The sequence below is a fragment of the Enterobacter cloacae complex sp. 2024EL-00227 genome (assembly GCF_043945315.1).
Lineage (GTDB): Bacteria > Pseudomonadota > Gammaproteobacteria > Enterobacterales > Enterobacteriaceae > Enterobacter > Enterobacter roggenkampii.
Window position 1 is genome coordinate 242283 of record NZ_JBIMQP010000002.1, and the last position, 21899, is coordinate 264181.

General features: G+C 54.9%; 18 protein-coding genes, 1 pseudogene and 2 CRISPR repeat arrays. Of the genes and pseudogenes, 9 read left to right on the forward strand and 10 right to left on the reverse strand.

The features are described 5' to 3' along the window. Positions 1–54 precede the first annotated feature (54 nt). Positions 55–549, reverse strand: coding sequence for a leucine-responsive transcriptional regulator Lrp (lrp, locus tag ACHH0Z_RS04135; protein ID WP_000228469.1), 495 nt, complete (start codon positions 547–549; stop codon positions 55–57). Positions 550–1093: 544 nt separating this feature from the next. On the opposite strand from lrp, the gene trxB reads away from it, so the two are divergent. The 8 genes and pseudogenes from trxB to ACHH0Z_RS04175 all read left to right on the forward strand — a co-directional run bounded on the left by trxB (position 1094) and on the right by ACHH0Z_RS04175 (position 8810). After that, entirely contained in the window at positions 1094–2062 is a 969-nt protein-coding gene (gene trxB / locus ACHH0Z_RS04140; protein WP_021240886.1) for a thioredoxin-disulfide reductase, read from the forward strand. Between the two features lie 114 nt (positions 2063–2176). Next, complete coding sequence (cydD, locus tag ACHH0Z_RS04145) at positions 2177–3943, forward strand: cysteine/glutathione ABC transporter permease/ATP-binding protein CydD (protein ID WP_045406782.1); 1767 nt, start codon at positions 2177–2179, stop codon at positions 3941–3943. Beyond that, positions 3943–5664 (forward strand): cysteine/glutathione ABC transporter ATP-binding protein/permease CydC, encoded by a 1722-nt coding sequence (cydC, locus tag ACHH0Z_RS04150; protein WP_045406785.1) that lies wholly within the window; start codon positions 3943–3945, stop codon positions 5662–5664. The genes cydD and cydC overlap by 1 nt, the downstream gene beginning before the upstream one ends. Positions 5665–5709: 45 nt before the next feature. After that, on the forward strand, positions 5710–6414 hold the full coding sequence (gene aat / locus ACHH0Z_RS04155; protein WP_008499991.1) for a leucyl/phenylalanyl-tRNA--protein transferase: 705 nt from the start codon (positions 5710–5712) through the stop codon (positions 6412–6414). Positions 6415–6597: 183 nt separating this feature from the next. Next, a pseudogene (locus ACHH0Z_RS04160) lies at positions 6598–6771 on the forward strand (hypothetical protein); the annotation flags it as partial. After that, a complete protein-coding gene (gene infA / locus ACHH0Z_RS04165) occupies positions 6699–6917 on the forward strand; it encodes a translation initiation factor IF-1 (RefSeq protein WP_002211347.1) in 219 nt (72 codons plus the stop codon). The pseudogene ACHH0Z_RS04160 and the gene infA, both read left to right, overlap by 73 nt. 171 nt (positions 6918–7088) lie before the next feature. Beyond that, positions 7089–7658: a CRISPR direct-repeat array (repeat unit 28 nt; unit sequence TTTCTAAGCTGCCTGTACGGCAGAGCAC). Positions 7659–7896: 238 nt separating this feature from the next. Further along, on the forward strand, positions 7897–8340 hold the full coding sequence (locus ACHH0Z_RS04170) for an antitoxin Xre/MbcA/ParS toxin-binding domain-containing protein (RefSeq protein WP_023327017.1): 444 nt from the start codon (positions 7897–7899) through the stop codon (positions 8338–8340). Next, entirely contained in the window at positions 8337–8810 is a 474-nt protein-coding gene (locus ACHH0Z_RS04175) for an RES family NAD+ phosphorylase (RefSeq protein ID WP_045334129.1), read from the forward strand. Before ACHH0Z_RS04170 ends, ACHH0Z_RS04175 begins: the two co-directional genes overlap by 4 nt. 21 nt (positions 8811–8831) lie before the next feature. Here ACHH0Z_RS04175 and cas6f read toward each other — a convergent pair whose 3' ends face one another. The 9 genes from cas6f to clpS all read right to left on the reverse strand — a co-directional run bounded on the left by cas6f (position 8832) and on the right by clpS (position 21349). Further along, positions 8832–9386 carry a type I-F CRISPR-associated endoribonuclease Cas6/Csy4 gene (gene cas6f, locus ACHH0Z_RS04180; RefSeq protein ID WP_023327015.1) on the reverse strand — a complete coding sequence of 185 codons (555 nt, stop codon included), beginning with the start codon at positions 9384–9386 and terminating at the stop codon, positions 8832–8834. Positions 9387–9395: 9 nt separating this feature from the next. Further along, positions 9396–10394 carry a type I-F CRISPR-associated protein Csy3 gene (gene csy3, locus ACHH0Z_RS04185; protein WP_023327014.1) on the reverse strand — a complete coding sequence of 333 codons (999 nt, stop codon included), beginning with the start codon at positions 10392–10394 and terminating at the stop codon, positions 9396–9398. A gap of 13 nt (positions 10395–10407) precedes the next feature. After that, complete coding sequence (gene csy2 / locus ACHH0Z_RS04190) at positions 10408–11343, reverse strand: type I-F CRISPR-associated protein Csy2 (protein ID WP_045406787.1); 936 nt, start codon at positions 11341–11343, stop codon at positions 10408–10410. Then, entirely contained in the window at positions 11340–12650 is a 1311-nt protein-coding gene (gene csy1, locus ACHH0Z_RS04195; RefSeq protein WP_045406789.1) for a type I-F CRISPR-associated protein Csy1, read from the reverse strand. Before csy1 ends, csy2 begins: the two co-directional genes overlap by 4 nt. 16 nt (positions 12651–12666) lie before the next feature. Beyond that, the gene (cas3f, locus tag ACHH0Z_RS04200) at positions 12667–15900 is read right to left on the reverse strand and encodes a type I-F CRISPR-associated helicase Cas3f (RefSeq protein ID WP_045406792.1); all 3234 of its coding nucleotides are present in this window, start codon (positions 15898–15900) and stop codon (positions 12667–12669) included. Then, the gene (cas1f, locus tag ACHH0Z_RS04205) at positions 15897–16880 is read right to left on the reverse strand and encodes a type I-F CRISPR-associated endonuclease Cas1f (protein ID WP_045406794.1); all 984 of its coding nucleotides are present in this window, start codon (positions 16878–16880) and stop codon (positions 15897–15899) included. Before cas1f ends, cas3f begins: the two co-directional genes overlap by 4 nt. 273 nt (positions 16881–17153) lie before the next feature. Next, positions 17154–17844: direct repeats of the CRISPR family, unit length 28 nt; unit sequence TTTCTAAGCTGCCTGTACGGCAGTGAAC. A 176-nt stretch (positions 17845–18020) separates the two neighbouring features. Next, positions 18021–18461, reverse strand: a complete 441-nt coding sequence (locus ACHH0Z_RS04210) for a hypothetical protein (RefSeq protein ID WP_045406796.1) — start codon at positions 18459–18461, stop codon at positions 18021–18023. 260 nt (positions 18462–18721) lie between these two features. Further along, entirely contained in the window at positions 18722–21001 is a 2280-nt protein-coding gene (gene clpA, locus ACHH0Z_RS04215) for an ATP-dependent Clp protease ATP-binding subunit ClpA (RefSeq protein WP_014831269.1), read from the reverse strand. A gap of 27 nt (positions 21002–21028) precedes the next feature. Next, complete coding sequence (clpS, locus tag ACHH0Z_RS04220) at positions 21029–21349, reverse strand: ATP-dependent Clp protease adapter ClpS (protein WP_006174393.1); 321 nt, start codon at positions 21347–21349, stop codon at positions 21029–21031. Between the two features lie 267 nt (positions 21350–21616). Between clpS and cspD the strand changes: the two genes are divergently transcribed. After that, positions 21617–21838 carry a cold shock-like protein CspD gene (gene cspD, locus ACHH0Z_RS04225; RefSeq protein WP_008499993.1) on the forward strand — a complete coding sequence of 74 codons (222 nt, stop codon included), beginning with the start codon at positions 21617–21619 and terminating at the stop codon, positions 21836–21838. The last annotated feature ends 61 nt before the right edge of the window (positions 21839–21899 follow it).

Below are 21899 nucleotides of genomic sequence, written 5' to 3' on the forward strand. Positions count from 1 at the left end.
GTATGGATTAACAGGAGTGTAATCAAACTACGCTGATTTTGCACCTGTTCCGTGTTAGCGCGTCTTAATAACCAGACGATTGCTCTGTTTGACCTCTTCCATTACCACATAAGTACGGGTGTCGTTCACGCCCGGCAGACGCAACAGGGTTTCCCCCAGCAGCTTACGGTAGGCGGACATATCAGGCACACGGGTTTTCAACAGGTAGTCGAAATCACCGGACACCAGATGACACTCTTGAATTTCTTCAAGTTTTTGTACAGCGGCGTTAAATTGCTCAAACACATCCGGCGCACCACGATTCAGAGTAATCTCAACAAATACCAGAAGTGAGGCATCCAGATAATGCGGGTTCAGCAGAGCCGTATAGCCCTGAATAAAACCCTGTCTTTCCAGTCGGCGCACACGCTCAAGGCACGGCGTCGGGGAAAGTCCCACACGTTTTGAAAGCTCGACGTTGGAAATACGCCCATCCTTTTGCAATTCATTCAGAATGTTACGATCGATACGGTCGAGATCTTTGCCAGGGCGCTTCTTGCTATCTACCATTATTATTGTCTCTCTGTATTCCTTCCCTACTCCTGCCTGGACCCTGTGCACATCACTGTTCAGAGCCTGTACCCGTTAGTCATCACATCGCCTGGTTTTGTATTAGACGCGATGCGGATTCGGGTTCTGTTGGTAAGAAGACCGTTGCCCGAAGGCTGTCACCGACATCACGTATGGCGTCTGTCCACGCCATGCGTAGATTTCACTGACCCGGTAAAAATGGCATTTACGTGCATGCCTATGCGGCATACGGTTAACGCGGTTTTTTTTCTTCCTTGAATGTTTTCGCAAAAGCGCAGGGGATTGTCAAAGCAAAACATCGTTTTTTAGTACAACATGCCGGATATTCAACACGACAGGGTATTAATCCTCATTTTATTGCCTTATAAACGACCGGTTTTCTTAAGAAAGCGTGATGTTATCGCGCGCGATTCATCGTCCACGGCTATTACACAGATTGATATCAAAATTGCTGCGCTCTTTTTTTACGGCAACAAATTCCCTACAATCCAGCCAAATGTCTGCCAACAACAATGGGGATCTCATGGGCACGGCCAAACACAGTAAGCTGCTAATCCTTGGTTCTGGACCTGCGGGATATACCGCAGCGGTCTATGCTGCACGCGCTAACCTGCACCCGGTACTCATCACCGGTATGGAAAAAGGCGGTCAGCTGACCACCACCACCGAAGTGGAAAACTGGCCAGGGGACCCGAACGACCTGACCGGGCCGCTGCTGATGGAGCGCATGCACGAGCATGCCGCTAAATTCGAAACCGAAATTCTGTTCGATCACATCAACAAGGTCGACCTGCAGAACCGTCCGTTCCGCCTGACGGGTGACAGCGGTGAATACACCTGTGACGCGCTGATCATCGCTACCGGCGCCTCTGCCCGTTATCTCGGTCTGCCATCCGAAGAAGCGTTTAAAGGCCGCGGGGTTTCTGCCTGCGCCACCTGCGACGGTTTCTTCTATCGCAACCAGAAAGTCGCGGTTATCGGCGGCGGTAACACCGCGGTGGAAGAAGCGCTTTATCTGGCCAACATTGCCTCTGAAGTGCACCTGATCCACCGTCGCGAGACCTTCCGCGCGGAGAAGATCCTGATCAAACGTCTGATGGATAAAGTGGCAAGCGGCAACATCGTGCTGCACACCAACCGCACCCTGGAAGAGGTGACGGGCGACCAGATGGGCGTTGCCGGTCTGCGTATCCGTGATACCCAGAACACCGATAACGTCGAAACGCTGGAAGTGGCGGGTCTGTTCGTGGCTATCGGCCACAGCCCGAACACCGCGATCTTCGAAGGCCAGCTGGAGCTGGAAAACGGCTACATCAAAGTGCAGTCCGGCATTCACGGTAATGCGACTCAAACCAGCATCCCGGGCGTATTCGCGGCCGGTGACGTGATGGACCATATTTACCGTCAGGCGATCACCTCTGCGGGCACCGGCTGTATGGCCGCGCTGGACGCTGAACGCTACCTCGATGGACTGGCTGAACAAGGTAAATAATCTTTACAAGTCAGTAACAAACGTAAATAAAGGCGGCGATAAGTCGCCTTTATTGTCTCCCCGTTGTAACATTGCGCTGCCCAACTTCTAATAACGTCACCTGCAAAGTACGCAATGGAAAAAACCCGTCAACAAGAGTTAACTCGCTGGCTGAAACAGCAAAGCGTTCTTTCCCGCCGCTGGCTTACGATTTCCCGTATTTTGGGTTTCATCAGCGGTCTGTTGATTGTTGCCCAGGCATGGCTGCTGGCCCGCATTCTTAATCACATGATCATGGAGAACATTCCCCGCGAAGCGCTCCTGCTGCCCTTTATTGTCCTGATCCTGATTTTTATCCTGCGCGCCTGGGTGGTGTGGCTGCGTGAGCGCGTCGGCTTTCACGCCGGGCAGCATATCCGCTACGAGATCCGCCGTCAGGTGCTCGACAGGCTTCAGGAAGCCGGGCCCGCGTGGATCCAGGGTAAACCGGCCGGTAGCTGGGCGACGCTGATCCTTGAGCAGATTGACGATATGCATGACTACTACGCGCGCTATCTGCCGCAGATGGCCCTTGCCGTCTTCGTTCCGCTGCTGATCGTGATCGCCATTTTCCCGGTGAACTGGATGGCAGCGCTAATTCTGCTGGGCACCGCCCCGCTGATCCCGCTTTTTATGGCGCTGGTCGGGATGGGGGCCGCGGATGCCAACCGCCGAAACTTCCTGGCACTGGGTCGCTTGAGCGGTCATTTTCTCGATCGCCTGCGCGGCATGGAGACGTTACGCATTTTTGGCCGCGGTGAAGCAGAAACCGAAAACATTCGCCTGGCGTCGCAGGACTTTCGTCAGCGCACCATGGAAGTGTTACGCCTCGCCTTCCTGTCCTCCGGCGTACTGGAATTCTTCACCTCGCTGTCGATTGCCCTCGTGGCGGTCTACTTCGGCTTCTCCTACCTCGGCGCGCTGGATTTCGGCCATTACGGCACGGCGGTGACCCTTTCCGCCGGGTTCCTGGCGCTGATCCTGGCGCCGGAGTTTTTCCAGCCGCTTCGCGATCTGGGGACCTTCTATCACGCCAAAGCCCAGGCGGTTGGCGCCGCCGATAGCCTGAAAACGTTCCTGGAAACGCCGCTGGCCCACCCGGAGCGCGGTGATGTAACGCTGAATGCTAAAGACTCCGTGACCATTGAAGCGCAGGACTTTTCCATTCTGTCGCCCGAAGGCAAAGTGCTCGCCGGTCCGCTGAACTTTACCTTACCTGCCGGACAACGCGTGGTGCTTGTCGGCATCAGCGGTTCCGGGAAAAGTTCTCTGCTGAACGCGTTGTCCGGTTTTATGGCCTACACGGGTTCACTGCGGATCAACAAAACCGAACTGCGCAACCTCGATCCTGACGCCTGGCGTAAACAGCTCAGCTGGGTAGGCCAAAACCCGCAGCTTCCCGCCGCGACGCTGCGCGAAAACGTGCTTCTGGCGCGCCCGGACGCGCGTGAAGATGAGCTGCAATCGGTTCTCGACCGCGCCTGGGTCAGCGAATTTCTGCCGCTGCTGCCGCAAGGGGTGGATACCATAGTCGGCGACCAGTCCGCCGGGCTGTCGGTCGGGCAGGCGCAGCGTGTGGCCGTTGCCCGCGCGCTGCTCAACCCATGCCAGCTCATGCTCCTGGACGAGCCCGCAGCCAGCCTTGACGCACACAGCGAGCAGCGCGTAATGGAAGCGCTTAACGCCGCCTCCCTGCAGCAAACCACCCTGATGGTCACCCACCAGTTGGAAGGGATTGCCGACTGGGACCAGATCTGGGTCATGGAAAACGGCCGTATTGTTGAGCAAGGCGACTACGCCTCTCTCGTTGCCGCCCAGGGGCCATTTGCGACCCTGCTGGCAAACCGTCAGGAGGATATCTGATGCGCGCTCTGCTGCCTTATCTTGCGCTCTATAAACGCCACAAATGGATGCTGACGCTGGGGATTGTGCTGGCGATTGTCACGCTGCTCGCCAGCATCGGCCTGCTCACGCTTTCCGGCTGGTTCCTGTCGGCCTCGGCCGTCGCGGGGTTCGCCGGATTATACAGCTTCAACTATATGCTTCCGGCCGCCGGGGTTCGCGGTACCGCTATCACCCGTACTGCCGGGCGCTATTTCGAACGCCTGGTCAGCCACGACGCCACTTTCCGCGTACTGCAGCACCTGCGTATCTATACCTTCAGCAAACTGCTACCCCTCTCCCCTGCCGGGCTGGCGCGTTTTCGTCAGGGCGAGTTGCTTAATCGCGTGGTGGCGGACGTTGACACGCTGGATCACCTTTACCTACGCGTGATTTCCCCTATCGTGGGCGCGTTTGTGGTGATTGTGGTGGTCACGCTGGGGCTGTCTGTTCTGGATGTTCCCGTTGCGCTGACGCTGGGCGGGATCATGCTGCTGACGCTTATCGTTCTGCCGCCGCTGTTTTACCGCGCCGGGAAATCCACCGGGGAAAACCTGACGCGCCTGCGCGGGGACTACCGCCAGCAGCTGACCGCCTGGCTTCAGGGGCAGGCAGAGCTGACCATTTTTGGTGCCAGCAAGCGCTACCGCGCGCGGATGGAAAGTACGGAGCTGAACTGGCATGAGGCCCAGCGCCGTCAGTCGGAGCTGACGGCCTTCTCTCAGGCGCTGATGATGCTGATCGGCGGCGTGGCGGTGATTGCCATGCTGTGGCTGGCTTCCGGCGATATCGGGGGAAACACACAGCCGGGTCCGCTTATTGCCCTTTTCGTTTTCTGTGCGCTGGCCGCGTTTGAAGCGCTGGCTCCGGTGACGGGCGCCTTCCAGCATCTGGGACAGGTCATCGCCTCTGCCCTGCGCATCACCCAGATTGCCGAGCAGGAGCCTGAAGTCACGTTCAGTGCCGGGCAGACCGCTGTCCCTGAGCAGGTTGCGCTGACGCTTGAAGATGTTACCTTCAGCTATGACAAACAGGCGCAGAACGCGCTGGACGGTATCACCCTTTCTGTGAATGCCGGTCAGCGGATTGCGATCCTCGGCCGTACCGGCTGCGGTAAATCGACGCTACTGCAGCTGTTGACCCGCGCCTGGGACCCGCAGCGCGGTCAGATTCGTTTTAATAATACGTTACTGACCGATTTCAGCGAGCAGGCCCTGCGCAAAACCGTCAGCGTCGTTCCGCAGCGCGTGCATCTGTTTAGCGCCACCCTGCGTAATAACCTGCTGCTGGCTGCGCCAGAGGCCTCTGATGATGCGCTTCGCGCCGTGCTGGAACAGGTCGGTCTGCATAAGCTGCTTGAGGACGATGGACTGAACAGCTGGCTCGGTGAAGGCGGTCGTCAGCTTTCCGGCGGAGAGCTGCGCCGTCTGGCGATTGCGCGCGCGCTGCTGCACGATGCGCCGCTGATGCTGCTTGACGAACCCACCGAAGGGCTGGATGCCACGACCGAGAGCCAAATCCTTGATTTGCTGGCCAATGTCATGACCGGTAAAACCGTCCTGATGGTTACGCACCGCCTGCGCGGACTGGCGAGTTTTGATCGGATAATTGTGATGGACAACGGACACATTATTGAGCAAGGTAGTCACGCAGAGCTGTTGGCGAAACAGGGTCGCTACTTCCAGTTTAAACAGCGTCTGTAGACTATATTTGTAGCGTCCTCACTCGCGTACTGGAGTTTTGCTGTCATGCGCCTGGTCCAGCTTTCTCGTCATAACATCGCGTTCCCTTCTCCAGAAGGGGCGCTGCGTGAACCCAATGGGCTGCTGGCCCTTGGTGGTGACCTCAGCCCTGCGCGGCTGTTGATGGCGTACCAGCGCGGCATCTTCCCCTGGTTTTCTCCCGGCGACCCGATTTTATGGTGGTCTCCCGATCCGCGTGCCGTGCTGTGGCCAGAGCAGTTTCACCTGAGCCGCAGCATGAAGCGTTTCCATGCAAAATCACCGTACCGCGTCACCCTGAACCACGCCTTTGGTCAGGTCATTGAAGGCTGTGCCGAAGACCGGTTTGAGGGAACATGGATAACCCGCGATATCATTACCGCTTACCACCAGCTTCACGAGCTTGGCTACGCGCACTCCATTGAGGTGTGGGACGGCGGAGCACTCGTCGGCGGCATGTATGGCGTGGCGCAGGGGACGCTGTTTTGTGGTGAGTCGATGTTCTCCCGCGCGGTTAACGCCTCGAAAACGGCGCTGCTGGTCTTCTGCCAGGCGTTTGCCCAGCGCGGCGGACGCCTGATCGATTGTCAGGTGCTCAATGAGCACACGGCTTCCCTCGGCGCCGTTGAGATACCGCGACGCCAGTACATCGAGCATCTGGATGCCAGCCGTCAGGAAAAGCTCCCGCGCGACTTCTGGATACCGAGAACGCTCTTTATGCCCAATGCCTAAATGTTTTCCGCATATTTTTTGTGAGGGTGTTATAATTACGCCGCAGAGTAGCTTCTGCCTGTTGCCCCGCCGCCGTTTGGGACCTTCGCTTCAGATAACGTCCTGACGTTTATCCTGTTGTATCCCCTTTACGAATGCGCTTTCCGTTCGGTTGTACCGTGACGCTTGGGCAATGCGCCGAAACTGTTTTGCTGCGTTTCAAACGCGCAATTCTTTACTTAATTGATGAATTTCGGCATTATCTTGCCGGTTCAAAACTTGGTAGTGATACCCCAGAGGATTAGATGGCCAAAGAAGACAATATTGAAATGCAGGGTACCGTACTTGATACGTTACCTAATACCATGTTTCGCGTAGAGCTGGAAAACGGTCACGTGGTAACTGCGCACATCTCCGGTAAAATGCGCAAAAACTACATCCGCATTTTGACGGGCGACAAAGTGACTGTTGAACTGACCCCGTACGACCTGAGCAAAGGCCGCATTGTCTTCCGTAGTCGCTAATTGTTTTCGCCTGTAATGGCAGATGAATATTTAAAAGGTCGGGTTAATCCCGGCCTTATTTTTTTGTGTCGCAGTTGATTATTTGAACAATTATTTAGCCGTTCGTTCCAGCTTCAGGGCTGTCTGTTCGACAGTGCACGGTGCGAGAACTGTTAGGCCTTATTTTCTATTTTGCTGAGCTGCGTGTGCGGCAGTGCATCCTTATACTCACTCCATCACTTTGATTCCAGCTTTCTAAGCTGCCTGTACGGCAGAGCACTTCCAGGTGATACTTATCCGGCTGATACAGAATTTTCTAAGCTGCCTGTACGGCAGAGCACGCAGTGATGAATTCTGCGCCCGCCAGGCGCTTTTTCTAAGCTGCCTGTACGGCAGAGCACAAGGAAACAGGAGGAATTGGCTCGCGCTGCGTTTTCTAAGCTGCCTGTACGGCAGAGCACTTAATGAACGGATAGCGGATACCGTTTTTGGATTTCTAAGCTGCCTGTACGGCAGAGCACTGGATTTTGACGACAAGAGGCTTTATAAGCATGTTTCTAAGCTGCCTGTACGGCAGAGCACATACGTACATATCCTGTTTTCGTGCCCACTCGTTTCTAAGCTGCCTGTACGGCAGAGCACAGTTTCATCCGGGAGGATGTTCGCGGCGGCCATTTCTAAGCTGCCTGTACGGCAGAGCACGTACACAGTGTGATGGAAAGATGCTGGCTCGCTTTCTAAGCTGCCTGTACGGCAGAGCACTGAAATAATATCTCCACACCCTTCTGATTTGCATACAAAAAAAGCTAAAAAATCTTCTCTGACCCTCTTTTTTACCCACCAAGAATACTCATTTAAAATCAATAAATTACACAAACGCTAAAAATTAGGGTCAAAACACCTTTCTTCGCATCAATCCCCCTCACAAAAACACCGATTCCACCCACCCTGACAAATGGCTATACTTACCCATGACAAATGACATTACTCAGGAGGTGACATGAGAACATGGATCCCCGCACAGAAACCTGCTGATAACGCACTTTGGCGTTACGCCGGTTTACCCGCCAACCGAGGTATGCGGTTGATTGAATTTCTCAATCAGGGATTACCCGTCAGTGTGCTCGACAACATCCACGAGTGGACGTCCATGTCGAAAGCGGACATTTTGCGTGTCACGGGTATCAACGAACGTAACGTGGCCCGCCGCAAAAGCGCGGGACGGACGTTAACGCCCGACGAGAGCGAACGCGTGGCCCGTTTCGTTCGGGTGCTGGATGCTGCCGTTGACTATTTTGGCAGTAAAGAAGAAGCATGGACCTGGCTGCAGGCACCGGTGCGCGGACTGGGGAACGTGGCGCCCGTCGACTTAATAGCGACGGAAACCGGTGCGCTGGAAGTCACCGATTTAATTGGCCGCCTGGAACACGGAGTGTTCGCATGATTTTTTATCGTCTGGTGACAGGACGCTATGCCAGCGAGGCGTGGAGTGGGAGTGGTGCAAATCAGTATGGCGGACGGTGGAATCATAAAGGCCATCCAGCTGTGTATGTCTCCACCTCCATCTCGCTGGCCTCACTGGAGATTTTGGTGCACGTTCGAAAAGATACCGTGCTGAATCAGTACCAGCTTTTCAGCATTGATATCCCGGATGACCAGATAGATTACCTGGATAAAGCGTGGCTCCCTGAGGACTGGCAGGAAAATCCGGCGCCGGTATCGACAATGGATCTGGGAACCGGTTGGTTGCAGGCTAACAGTGCCCTCGCGCTTATCTTACCTTCCTGTATCATTCCTTATGAAAACAATGCCATCCTTAACCCCTTACATCCGGCGTTCCACTCGGCGCTCAATTCAGTTCAGCAACTCCCCTTTATTTTTGATACCCGCCTGGCTGAAAAAACCGCACCCTGAACGCGGATGCGGTTATGCGTATCAGAACCAGGGAACCGTCGCCGTCGCGCTGAGTCCGTAGGTCGTAAACATCCCGGAGACAGGCGTAGAGAGCAAATCACCATGGCGAATGAAGAGCTTAAAAGACTGGCCGGTAGAGAGACTGCGCAGGTTAAGCCAGGGTAAATCCGTCCTCGCTTCCTGCATCGTCAGAAGACGTTGTTGCGCCTCCTCCTCTGTTAACCATCCTTTTTTCACCGAGCGTCGCATGAGCCTCTGCGCACTGCTTTTCACCTGGACGCGGCTCACGCAGCGCCACTGGTTGACGACAGGCACGGGCTGGATGTCTGAGGACATGCAGTAGTCACTCAACCCTTTCCGCCAGGACAATGCTTCAAGTTCGCTTAGTGCCTGATGATGACCGTGCACGCGTAATACGGGGCCAGGCTTAAGGCCATATGCCGGGAAGCTGATCCCAATATCCCCCTGCCCCCGCTGGCCCAACGCACGATGCAGTTTAGCCACCAGCGCAGCCATCAGCATCTCCTCGCTGAACTCCGGATCGGGCAGAACGCGGATCTCAAGATAGTGATCCATAGCCACTCCTTAGTCGCCCTTCTCACCGAAAACGCCACCGCGGATCAGCACAGCCATGACGTAATGCTGCTGCTCAACCTCGGGTTTCAGTCCTTTCGTCACCCAGTTATCCAGCAAGGTGTAGAAGTCCATTTTTTCCTTCGGCTGACGACAGGCCACGCCGCGACTGGTGACTGAGCCGTACGGCTCAACGGCGATAGCGCCCAGCGCATCTACCTGAGGGTGCCAGGTATCGATAGTTCGAATGGCATTCCCGATTTTCTGCGAGTGCATGCCCGCAACGCTGTCTACCTGATACAACAGGCGACTCTTGCTGCTGTTGCTGTCCAGGACCAGCTCCTGCGACGGGAAAATCTCCTGTCCGGCACCGAGGAGCACCTGCGCTTCGACGTTCAGGAGAACAAACCCTCCACCGCTGAGCCCTTTTTCGATTTCCTGCGCCAGTGCGTTTAGGCTCTCGTCGCTGGCTGTAAAATCTCGCAGCGCATAATTGTATGCATCAAACGTCCACGACTTACTGCCCGTCACGTTCACGATGATTTTTTCAGCACCGACGCGGTTGCGCCATAAAAAACGCCCGTTCGCCAGGTTAGTTGCGTAGCGGCGCGCCAGTTCGGCAAAACCGTGTTCAGTGATATAGCCATCGATAACCTGCTGAAGTTCATCCTGATACGCGCGATCGTTACACACGGAAGGCGTCGACAGGTTTCCCAGCACGCGCAGGGTAAATTTCACCTTCAGGGTGTCTGCATCGGCAGGTAGCGACGCCACATCCACACGCTGCAGGTTCGCTTTCTGGATCTCGGCATCCAGTTTAGCCGGATCGTTGGTGAGCGCATTTTTCAGACGGTTAGAGATGGTGCCACGCACCGCTTTTTCCTGGATGCGGATCGGTTGCCACTGATTGCCCTGCCAGCTTCCGGAATACATCACTGCATCCGAGGTTGCCAGCTTACGTTCAAATGCCAGTACAGATGCCGTTTTAACGGCCGTTGGAGCCTTTGCCATAGCTAAGTCCTTTTTAATTAATAAGTTCTGATGTCACCGGCGCGCCCGCGCCCTGACAGTAGTAGCCTGTTTCCGTTGTCCGATAACGCCAGAAAATCTCGTCCAGTGACCGAATCCGGTGCAGACCGCACCACTCGCCCACGCCATACACCGCTTCGGTAAACGCAAAGGGCGTTTCTGCATCACGCGCGTTTGCCACGACGCCCGGTGCGTAGAGTTCAGAGATGCGCTGATAACCCGTCATCAACGGCACCAGATAACCGGGGTTGGGTTTCGGAACAACGTGCCAGTTGGCCGGATCGCCTTCCTGGATATCGCTATCCTCTGGCGTTTCTGCCTGTATTTTTAGCGCGGCAAAATCCAGCCAGGCGTCGAGAAGCGTTGCATCCGGGTTATGTTCAAGCAGAGTCGTATGATGCTCGCCCAGCCAGCTGCTGCGATCCCGCAAGGCAAAGCCCGGCATCAGTTGCCACGTTAATCGCCCCATCTCCTGAGCGCTGGCAGGCATCGCCATAACCGAAATGTCCTGGATATCGACGATGATTCCTCCCGCAAGTCGGAGCGTCGGACACACCTGCCTGAGATGCTCGGCAAGATCGCGCTGACCGTATTCGCCATTTGGAATTTCCCCGTGACACTCCAGCAGCAGCGAAACCATCATGTGCATGCGCCCCTCTTCGTTAAAGGAGGCCGTTTTCGCGTCCCGTGTAAGCGGATTGCGGGTCAGGGCAAACTGATAATCGCGGCCAGAGGTGTGCGCGTGGATCTGGTGCTCGTGGCTGATCACGGCACAGCCATCAATGCGCAGCTCGTGCGTTTCGGCCAGACGGCGAGACAGCGCATGGGAAAATCCCAGGAAATGGGTAATGGCGGGAAAACCGTAAGTCATACCAGCAATCGCGTTGGCGTTTTCAACTCTCACACGGCGAAGCAGGATCAGTGAGCTCATTTCAGCGCCTCCCGGATAATTTTTTCCATCTCACGCAGGTTGCTGCGTAAACGCTCACGGGTTTGCCATTCACGCTGTTCCACATACCCCACATCCTTTAATGCCTTGCTCAGGCGCGCGTTAAGCCACAGGGCAAAATCTGTTGCGACGCTTACCTGCCAGTCGTCTTTATCCCGCTCGAGACGAAAAGCCTCATCGGTTTTGGTGCGCCAGGGATCGAGCCAGAGTTGTTGATGAGTGACTAATCGTTCGCACGAGAGCGTCCAGTTTTGCCATGTATCACGCTGTAGTTCCGACGCAACCACAAACAGCAGGTCGATAAGCGCATCAATGTATTCATCACGCGCTTCGCGAATACGGACATTGGTGTAATCACCGGTTCTGGCCAATAAAGACACAAGCAGTTGAACAGTGCTGTTTGCACGTCGATCAAACTGACCACCTAAAGTGAAAATAGAACGTAACGTCGTCGGCGGCTTGTCTGCTTTTTTCCACTGCGGCGGCTGACAGGATAGAAGCCAGCTACGCCCGCCGCGGACGCTGTTGAGATAGGAAATGTTTTGCGGTTTGGTGCCACCAAAGTGTATTTCCGCTGAATCCGGGAAAAGCGTCAGCGGAGTGGGATGCCAGGTTTTTTCCCGGCGTGCTTTCCAGATAGCTTTAACATCGTCGCCAAAACGGAAGGCAATCATTTTCTGATGCATGGCGTGAACAAGCGAGGTGGCAAATAACGGGCTCAGCAGATGGTAATTTTCACCTACCGGGAAATAGCCCTGCTTAGCCAATTTGTGCGAAGCGGGTTCTCCGGACGTTAACGCACGGGAAAATCCCGCAATCCATTCATCCAGTTGGTTTGCGTCATCGGTAAAAGCGGCCAGCGCAGCGCGATCTCCGCGTTTCAGGCTTGCCAGTAGAGAATCACCACCGTCAACCCGTGTTTGCAGCAATTTCGCGACGTCCAGCGCCGCGGCGTTTCCCACAGCATCCGGTTCCAGACCTGACAACGCAGCGGTGCTGAGATACCCTTCCTGCGCCACTGCCTCGCTGTAAATACTGCTACTTTTTGAATCCCCGTGGGTAAATTTCGCCGCATGGGTCACGAGGTTAATTTGTCCGGCTCGCTTCGCGGCATCCGTCAGCCAGGCTTTCGGTTCATAGCGAAGCTCCAGTTCCCGACGTTCTGCCGCAAGCGTCGCGCTCTCTTCAGCGCTGCGTTTTGCGGCCTCTTTATCAAATGCTTCCAGCTTTGTTTGCCGTCGTCCGGCAATGTACTCAGCGATGAAAGCGCTTAGTGCTTCAACTGACATACTCGCTCCTGGCTCCTTATCGATATTCCCTGAACACACCCAACACTGGGTGATACAGCCATTGCTCTGTCTCCTCCTCCCTGCTGATTCTCAATGTGATTTCGCCATACCGTCGCGATACCGCGCCCAGCTCCATCTGCTTAGTCTCGGCCAGCGCCTGTAATACCTCGCCATAATCAATCGCCATCCACGGCTCTACACCCTCGGCCATCGATAAGGACTTCTCGCAAAACCGTCCCGCAGGTTTTAACACCCCGTTCTCCTGCATCAGGCAAAACTCAGGTTCATCGCCTTCCTCTTCCATACTCAAAAAGAAAGCGTCCTGCGGCGACGAGCGGCGAAACGGCGTTCGCCGCTGCAACTCACCGTTCCACGTCAGCGGCAGTCGCCACCACGACGCGGCTACAGCATCTGATTTATCGCCGCCGTCCAACAGCGCGGCGCGCAAACGGGCATGCTCCAGCGCCGCCAGCGCATTGCCGGGCAGGTTTTCCACGATGCGCGGGATCGCATTCAGCGTGCGATAGCCCTCTTCGCTGAGCAGTTCATGGAGATCGTGGTGAGGCAGCAGATGATGCTCGGTTTCAAAACCGGGTCGGCAGTAGGCGATCTTTTCTCCGCGAAGCGCACGCACGTTGCGTTCCAGAATCACCAGGTTTTCGCTCTCAGGCACGATCTGACGATGGCGCTGAATACGGCCCGCAAACTGAATAAGTGAACGCATCGAGCTCGGCTCGATAATCCCCCAGTCGGCATCAAAATCGCGCCCGACTTCGAGAACGGATGTGCCAAGCACGACAAAGAGATGATGCTGTTCCGGTAACATCAGCGCCTGCTTAACGTCAGGCAACTGCCAGACCCGCTCCGGTTCGTGCCGCGTGAACGCGGCGTCGAGCCGTTTTTCAATCGCCGCACGCACAGCCAGCGGGTGCTGGCTGTGGTACACGCAATAATGAATGCGGTAATTGTCCGGAGAAGGCAATGCCATCAGCGCCTGCGCGACGGCAACCAGCGGGTTGATATTCGCCATCCGCACCAGACCAAACGACACGGTTTTGCCGCTTTTATGGGTGCTACGGTGATGACCGTGCAGTGCGAACATTTGCTGGTGCAGCGTCTGCGCCAGCGCAAAGACAACATCAGCATTACAGGACGAATGCGGCTCCACGGCGGCCAGTTTACCCAGGCGAAGCCGGGGCTGGTCTGGCAGACGTTTAATACGCCGCGTGACAAAATCGCCATGCGCCTGACGAAATTGAGCATCGTCGGCCACATCCTGCGACTGCGCGCCATACTCATCAAACCAGGCGCAGCAGATACTCATCGGTCTGTCCGACTGACCGCACGCGGCCTGCCAGGCTCTGCGCCCTTCCCGATAGGCTTCAAACAGCGCTTCCGTTAACGCGGGGGGGAGCGTTGCAGAGGAAAGTAGCACGCGAGAACCGCGCATTCCCGCCCAGTTCACCAGCCGACACAGGGCGTGCAAATCATCAACGTCAAAATCGTCAGGTTCATCAAGCACCAGATCGCTGGTCATCAGGCGCAGCATGGCGGGGATCTGCCTGCCGCCGCGTACGCCTTCCGTTGCAGGCATCAGGTGATCGATAGTTGTCACCAGCACCGGGGCACTGACCAGGCGATTGAGCGCCGGTTCTTTCGCCAGCCACTGCTGCGCGATGCCGCTACTGGTCGCCCCTTCGTAATGCACGTAATGGTGGCTGGCGAAAAACGTTTCGTCGCTGGCGCTGCTGGTGTCTTCAGCATCGTTGCCCTGATACAGTTCCTTCACTGCCGCAGCACCGGTAACGACGGCCAGCGTGTCGTCATCCAGCCCCAGGCGCGACTGCAGAGCCTGCCCCGTTTGCAGCGTCAGCGTGCGTAACCCCAGCGCCACGCTGAAGCGGCACCCCTCCTGCTCATCCGAAAGAGCATACATAATCCGGGCATTAGCAAAGGTTTTCCCGCATCCGGTCGAGGCCATATTGATGCCGAAGAAGCCCTGCCCGGCACTCTTCTCGCGCAGAGAAGACGCTACGTCCCACGCCTTGTTTTGCCAGTGAAAACGCGATTCTTTCGCCCTTTCCCGGAACGTTTTATGCCGGGCGATGGCGGGCAATGAACGACGCAGCGCCGGAAGAGAACGTCCCATCAACAGCGCCTGATGTGCGACACCGACATTGTGCTCATCCAGTTTTTGCTTAAGCTGTCCGGACTGGCGGTCGCTGTTGGCCCAGCACGGGACGGCATCATCCTGCCAGGCTAAATATGCAGGTTGTGAGGAGTAAACGTGATCGGCCAGCATCAGCGACAGGCGGGCGAGATGGAGGGTGAAAAGATTATCCAGCGATCCCGCCTGAAGTAGCGCAGGCAGGTTCCGGATGCGTTTACCAATCTGTCGGGCCTTCTCGCGCCAGGTTTGACTTTTTAGCGGCGTGCCGTGCGGGAATGTCCAGACATTTTTAAAATCACGCGCTTTCCACTGATGTTTTTCATTGGATTTATGATTAAGCGCGTTCCAGTCTGCGTTCAGCTGTTTCTCAATCCAGCCTTCGCTGTACAGTAATGAGGTCTTTGCCGGATGCGGTTGAGGTAAACGGTGGTGCGATAGCATTAGCCACGCCACCACCCTCGCCACCGGGGGCAATTTTTCGAGCGGGCTATTGCTCCACTCTACCCTGTCCATCTTCAGCGCTTTCAGCATGGCTTTTTCGTCAGCGGCCTTAAGCTGCGTTAACGATGCCAGCCACTGTTCATCACTACGCTCTCCTACAAACGCCTCGAACAGACGAACCGAGATCCACTCATGGCGATACGGCTGGCAAACGTGCTGACTCTCCCCCTTAAGCGTCTGCTGGAAGCACATCCCCGCTTTACCAAAATCATGAAACAGCCCGGCAATCGCCGCCAGCAAGGCGATGCTTTCCGCACTTTGCCAGCGGTGTTCACCATCGTTCCGGATAATTTGCAGCGTCGTGCGATTCGTTGGCACGCGCCCTTGCGCATTAAAGCGACGCAAATTCCCGACTATCCATAACAGCTCGCTTTGACCGTTTTTTTTCAGCCAGTGGCAGGCCACGGCGGTATTACGGCGTGCCGTTTTACGCAGCAGCTTGCGCAGCGCGTTAACGCCTTCCATCGTTATCGTCGTCTGCCACGCGGCATCACCCGTACGTTCAGCAAACTGATCGATAATCTGGCAGCTTTGCTCGCGCGCACGTTTGGTACACCGAGAGATAATCAGCACATTCATTGTGCCACTCCCGCCAGCGATTGAGAGGTGTCCTGCAACGTGGTGATCATCACATCCAGCGCATCAGACTGTTGAAATGCGTTGATGCAGCGCTGACGAAACTGTTGACTATCCTCACCCTCCATAGCCGCAACAAACGCCTGCGGCATAACGAGGGCGTCTTTGATTAGATCGGCAATATCAAAAACCAGCCCGCCGCGTCGGGTTTTACCGTGCATAACCGCCAGACCGTGAGGAATGCCCGTTACCCAGGCCGCGACAGCCGCCAGCCCGTAGGCCAGATAGTTGCCCTGATCGAGGAAACGGTTCGCCATATCCGCCCCACCACCGCGTTTGGCGCGGGTAAAGCTGCCATAGCCCACCGTTTGACTGGTCAGTTTGTAGAGCGATTTCGTGAGCTGCGCTTCCTGGAGCATCAGCGAGGTGTGGTCCTGTGCGTTTTCCATGCCCGTTCTGGCCCGATCCAGAATAGTCTTCAGCGCGACCTTATCAGGCTGAAAAGGCGTTTCCCGATGCATCCGCAGCCTCTCCCACTGTTTTTCAATTTGCTGTAAACGGACAAACTGAAAATGCTTTGCCGCCTGCAGACGTTTTTCTTCATCAAACCAGAATGAGACCCAGTTTTGTAAATATACGGTCGGGCGGTATTCGCTTTGCGGGCTGAGCCATGAGACGTCAATATCCACCTCGTTCGCTGAATAAAGCGGCGTACCATCCGTTCCACAGAAACCGACCATCACGCCCGCCCGGGCAAACTCCCGCATTGCCATTTGTGTCACGGATGTTCCCATTCCCAGCATCACTGCCGTGGTATTCGCGATGGGAATATTCCAGTAAAACGACTCCTTGCCTTCCTGGGTGACATATTCAACGCGCCCGCCATTCACCTGGATGCGACATTTTTCCAGGTAATAAATATTGGCGCGCTTTGAATGCAGGATGGTTTTTAAGTCTGTTGGAGTGATGCTGTTTACGGACATAGCAAGGGCTTTTATTTCAAGGTGTTGAATGCGCGGTATGTTATCGAAGATAATATGAAAACAAATGTGACGGGTATCAAATGAAGAGTAATTACCGCGATAATAAAGTGAAAAATCACTTTTCCATTTAATGCATTATTTTTACGAACAATATATTCATTGGAATATAATTGGTATGTGAATGAATTTTTTATTCATTGCGAAAAATAAAGAATGTGGGTTTGATCGTATTAAGTTTTAAATAGGTAAGCTGAATGTTTTAGAGAGTTTTTTTAGTTGTGCTGCCTGTGCGGCAGTGAACACTGTTCGTCCGAGACGGGCGGCAATCTGCGCTTTCTAAGCTGCCTGTACGGCAGTGAACTGTGCCAGCGCTGCAACTTTATGCATCGCTTTTTTCTAAGCTGCCTGTACGGCAGTGAACGGCGCGCGGCAGCGGATCGGCGACTGCAGTCTTTTCTAAGCTGCCTGTACGGCAGTGAACGTTCTGACGAGCCCTACAGCGACGATCATCACATTTCTAAGCTGCCTGTACGGCAGTGAACATCAAGGTCCGCAATATGCGCTACCGCGCGGGCTTTCTAAGCTGCCTGTACGGCAGTGAACCTGCCGCGCCCGTTTCCGCGGCTCCCCTGACTTTTCTAAGCTGCCTGTACGGCAGTGAACTTTTGCTGGTGCTCTTTTCGGGGTGTATGTATTTTCTAAGCTGCCTGTACGGCAGTGAACACTGATCGACGATGGCGGCTTTATCAAGCCTGTTTCTAAGCTGCCTGTACGGCAGTGAACATCGCTGCATCTGCATAAACCGATACAGCAAAATTTCTAAGCTGCCTGTACGGCAGTGAACCATTCCCGCCCACGAAACGAAAGTCCATAACCTTTCTAAGCTGCCTGTACGGCAGTGAACTTATTAATCAAAGGGAGGTTGTACCAGACCAATTTCTAAGCTGCCTGTACGGCAGTGAACTGAAAGGAAACAACGCCATCCTATTGTTAGCAAACAAAATAATCAACTTTTTCGCATAAAACCCTTTTTCTGGGACGTAAATTAGAACCATATAAATTAATAAGTTACGTAAGCATCAGAAAAAAGGGTTTAAACCAATGGCGTCAGAGGAACACCTCCGACGCCTCAGATAGCACTCAGGAAATAATATGAATTACCGTTTCTGCACTTTGAGGTGCAACGACATCCGCGGCCATTGAATGCGTAATGTCATGCAGCAACCCCGTCAGGTGCGGCAACATATCGCAGTCAAAATGCGACACCAGCAGCACATGGTTTAACGCCCGGCAGTAGTCGCATTTCGTTTCTGTATCTTCCAGCAACCACTCTTTTTGTCGCGGTTTTTCCGCTTCGTTCTCAAATTCCAACACTTGAAAATCACGCATTGATTCTGTGAGGCCGGATTTCACCTCTTCCAGCCAGGCTCCGAGACAGCGGCAAACGGGCTGCGTTTGCGGGAGTGATTTGCAATCGAGAAGGATTTCGGTGAGCAGTTTGCAGCGTTCGGCCAGGGTGGGGAGATCGGGGTTGAGGGAGAGTTCGCTGTAAAGTTGGGCGAAATTATTAATATCAGTCATATGTAATCCTTTATGCACGTAAGATTGTTTGTGCACACTTTCAGGACGCCAATCCCGGCACCTGATTTTGCAGGTGCGCCGTCATTTTATTACTGTTGATTTATCCAGCAACCAACGTAGTACGAAACTGGAAAGCGCTTCGCAAAATTCCTCTGCGGTCTGTTGCCCTCACCCCCCCCCTCTCCCACAGGGAGAGGGAGAAAAGCAGGCATAAAAAAACCGGGCATTCGCCCGGTTTTTAACATTAACGTTCAATTCACTCAGTGAGCCGCTTCCGGCTTGTGCTTCGCCGCACTCTGGAAATCGTACGTCAGTTCGTTCTTCGCCTGGTCCAGCGCCACGGTCACCTGGCCGCCGTCCACCAGCGAGCCAAACAGCAGCTCGTTCGCCAGCGGTTTCTTCAGGTTGTCCTGAATCACACGCGCCATCGGACGGGCGCCCATCGCACGGTCGTAGCCTTTCTCGGCCAGCCAGTTGCGGGCCTCCTGGCTCACTTCCAGCGACACGCCTTTCTGATCCAGCTGAACCTGCAGCTCGACGATGAACTTATCCACCACCTGATGGATCACCTCGGTAGAGAGGTGATCGAACCAGATAATGTTGTCCAGACGGTTACGGAACTCCGGCGTGAAGATCTTCTTGATCTCCTCCATCGCATCGGTGCTGTTGTCCTGGTGGATCAGGCCGATAGATTTACGCTCGGTTTCACGCACCCCGGCGTTGGTGGTCATCACCAGCACCACGTTACGGAAGTCCGCTTTGCGCCCGTTGTTGTCGGTCAGCGTCCCGTTGTCCATCACCTGCAGCAGGATGTTGAACACGTCCGGGTGCGCTTTCTCGATTTCATCGAGCAGCAGTACCGCGTGCGGATGCTTGATCACCGCGTCGGTGAGCAGGCCGCCCTGGTCAAAGCCCACGTAGCCCGGAGGCGCACCAATCAAACGGCTGACGGTGTGACGCTCCATATACTCGGACATATCAAAGCGCAGCAGCTCAATGCCCAGTGCTTTAGAGAGCTGAACCGTTACCTCAGTTTTCCCCACGCCGGTCGGGCCGGCAAACAGGAAGGAACCGACAGGCTTGTGCTCATGCCCCAGTCCTGCGCGGGCCATCTTGATCGCTTCGGTTAAGGCCTCAATGGCTTTATCCTGACCAAAGACCAGCATTTTCAGGCGATTGCCAAGGGTACGCAGCGTGTCGCGGTCGCTCTGAGAGACGCTCTTCTCAGGGATACGCGCGATGCGGGCCACCACAGACTCAATATCCGCCACGTTAACGGTTTTCTTACGCTTGCTGGCCGGCATCAGGCGCGCACGCGCCCCTGCCTCATCAATCACGTCAATCGCCTTATCCGGCAGATGACGATCGTTGATGTATTTCACCGCCAGCTCCACCGCCGCACGCACCGCTTTCGCGGTGTAACGCACGTCGTGGTGCGCTTCGTACTTCGGCTTCAGGCCGTTGATGATCTGCACCGTTTCCTCGACGGACGGTTCGGTCACGTCGATCTTCTGGAAGCGGCGCGCCAGCGCGCGATCTTTCTCAAAGATGTTGCTGAACTCCTGGTAGGTGGTGGAGCCAATCACGCGGATCTTGCCGCTGGAGAGCAGCGGTTTGATCAGGTTAGCCGCATCCACCTGGCCACCAGAGGCCGCACCCGCGCCGATGATGGTGTGGATTTCATCGATAAACAGGATGCTGTTGGTGTCCTGCTCCAGCTGTTTTAACAGCGCCTTGAAGCGTTTTTCAAAATCACCGCGGTATTTGGTGCCCGCCAGCAGCGAGCCGATGTCCAGCGAGTAGATGGTGCAGTCGGCAATCACTTCCGGCACGTCGCCCTGCACAATGCGCCAGGCAAGGCCTTCGGCAATCGCGGTTTTACCCACGCCAGATTCCCCCACCAGCAGCGGGTTGTTCTTGCGGCGACGGCACAGCACCTGGATCGCGCGCTCCAGCTCTTTATCGCGACCAATCAGCGGGTCGATACCGCCGACGCGAGCAAGCTGGTTAAGGTTGGTGGTGAAGTTTTCCATACGATCCTCCCCGCCTGCTTGCTCTTCATTGTTATTGACCTGATTGCTGGAATCCGATGCCTGGTTAGGCTCGTCTTTGCGCGTTCCGTGAGAGATAAAGTTAACCACATCGAGGCGGCTGACTTCGTGTTTGCGCAGCAGATAGGCAGCCTGTGACTCCTGCTCGCTGAAGATGGCGACTAAGACGTTTGCGCCAGTCACTTCACTACGTCCAGAAGACTGGACGTGGAATACCGCGCGCTGCAGCACGCGCTGGAAGCTGAGCGTCGGCTGCGTGTCGCGCTCTTCTTCACTGGCAGGCAGCACCGGTGTGGTTTGTTCGATGAAGGCTTCGAGTTCCTGACGTAGCGCCACCAGATCCACGGAGCAGGCTTCCAGCGCTTCGCGGGCAGATGGGTTGCTAAGCAGTGCGAGCAGTAAATGCTCGACGGTCATAAACTCATGTCGGTGCTCACGCGCTCTGGCGAAAGCCATGTTTAAACTGAGTTCCAGTTCTTGATTGAGCATAGGCACCTCCCCCAATTTTATGCCTTATCAGGCCTTTTCCAGCGTACACAGCAACGGATGCTCGTTCTCCCTCGCATAGTCGTTCACCATCGCCACTTTGGTTTCCGCCACTTCGGCTGTGAAGATGCCGCAGATAGCTTTGCCACGATAATGAACGGTAAGCATCAGTTGCGTTGCACGTTCTACATCATAAGAAAAGAACTTTTGTAGCACGTCAATAACAAATTCCATCGGCGTGTAATCATCGTTCATTAACATAACTTTATACATAGATGGCGGTTTTAGCGCGTCACGCACTTTGTCTTCCGCCAGCTGGTCAAAATCCAGCCAGTCGTTGGTCTTACCCATTTTGCATAACCACTTTGAATCTACCTCAGATGTTAGATAACAATCATCTATTACTGTCATCCGCGATGTCTGTCACAAACTGTTGCAATAGCGTTAACTGCTTCAAACTTTGGTTGATTATTGTCCCATCTCCAGCGCCAAACGCTTGACGACGTCTTTCGTTTCTCTAAATTGTACAAGCGTGAGATGGCGAGGTTTTGAACAGCCCCCACTCCACCACCGGTTCATTCCATCTTAACTTATAAGATTTACGAAGGATGTCGAAGCATGGAAATGGGTACTGTTAAGTGGTTCAACAACGCCAAAGGGTTTGGCTTCATCTGCCCCGAAGGCGGCGGCGAGGATATCTTCGCTCACTATTCCACCATTCAGATGGATGGTTACAGAACGCTCAAAGCCGGGCAGTCCGTCCGGTTCGATGTCCACCAGGGACCAAAAGGCAATCATGCAAGCCTTATCGTCCCCATTGAAGCAGAGACGGTTGCATAGCTCTCTGTTTTATTGTGTACATCCCGCAGTCAAAATGCCAGCCCGATCGGCTGGCATTTTT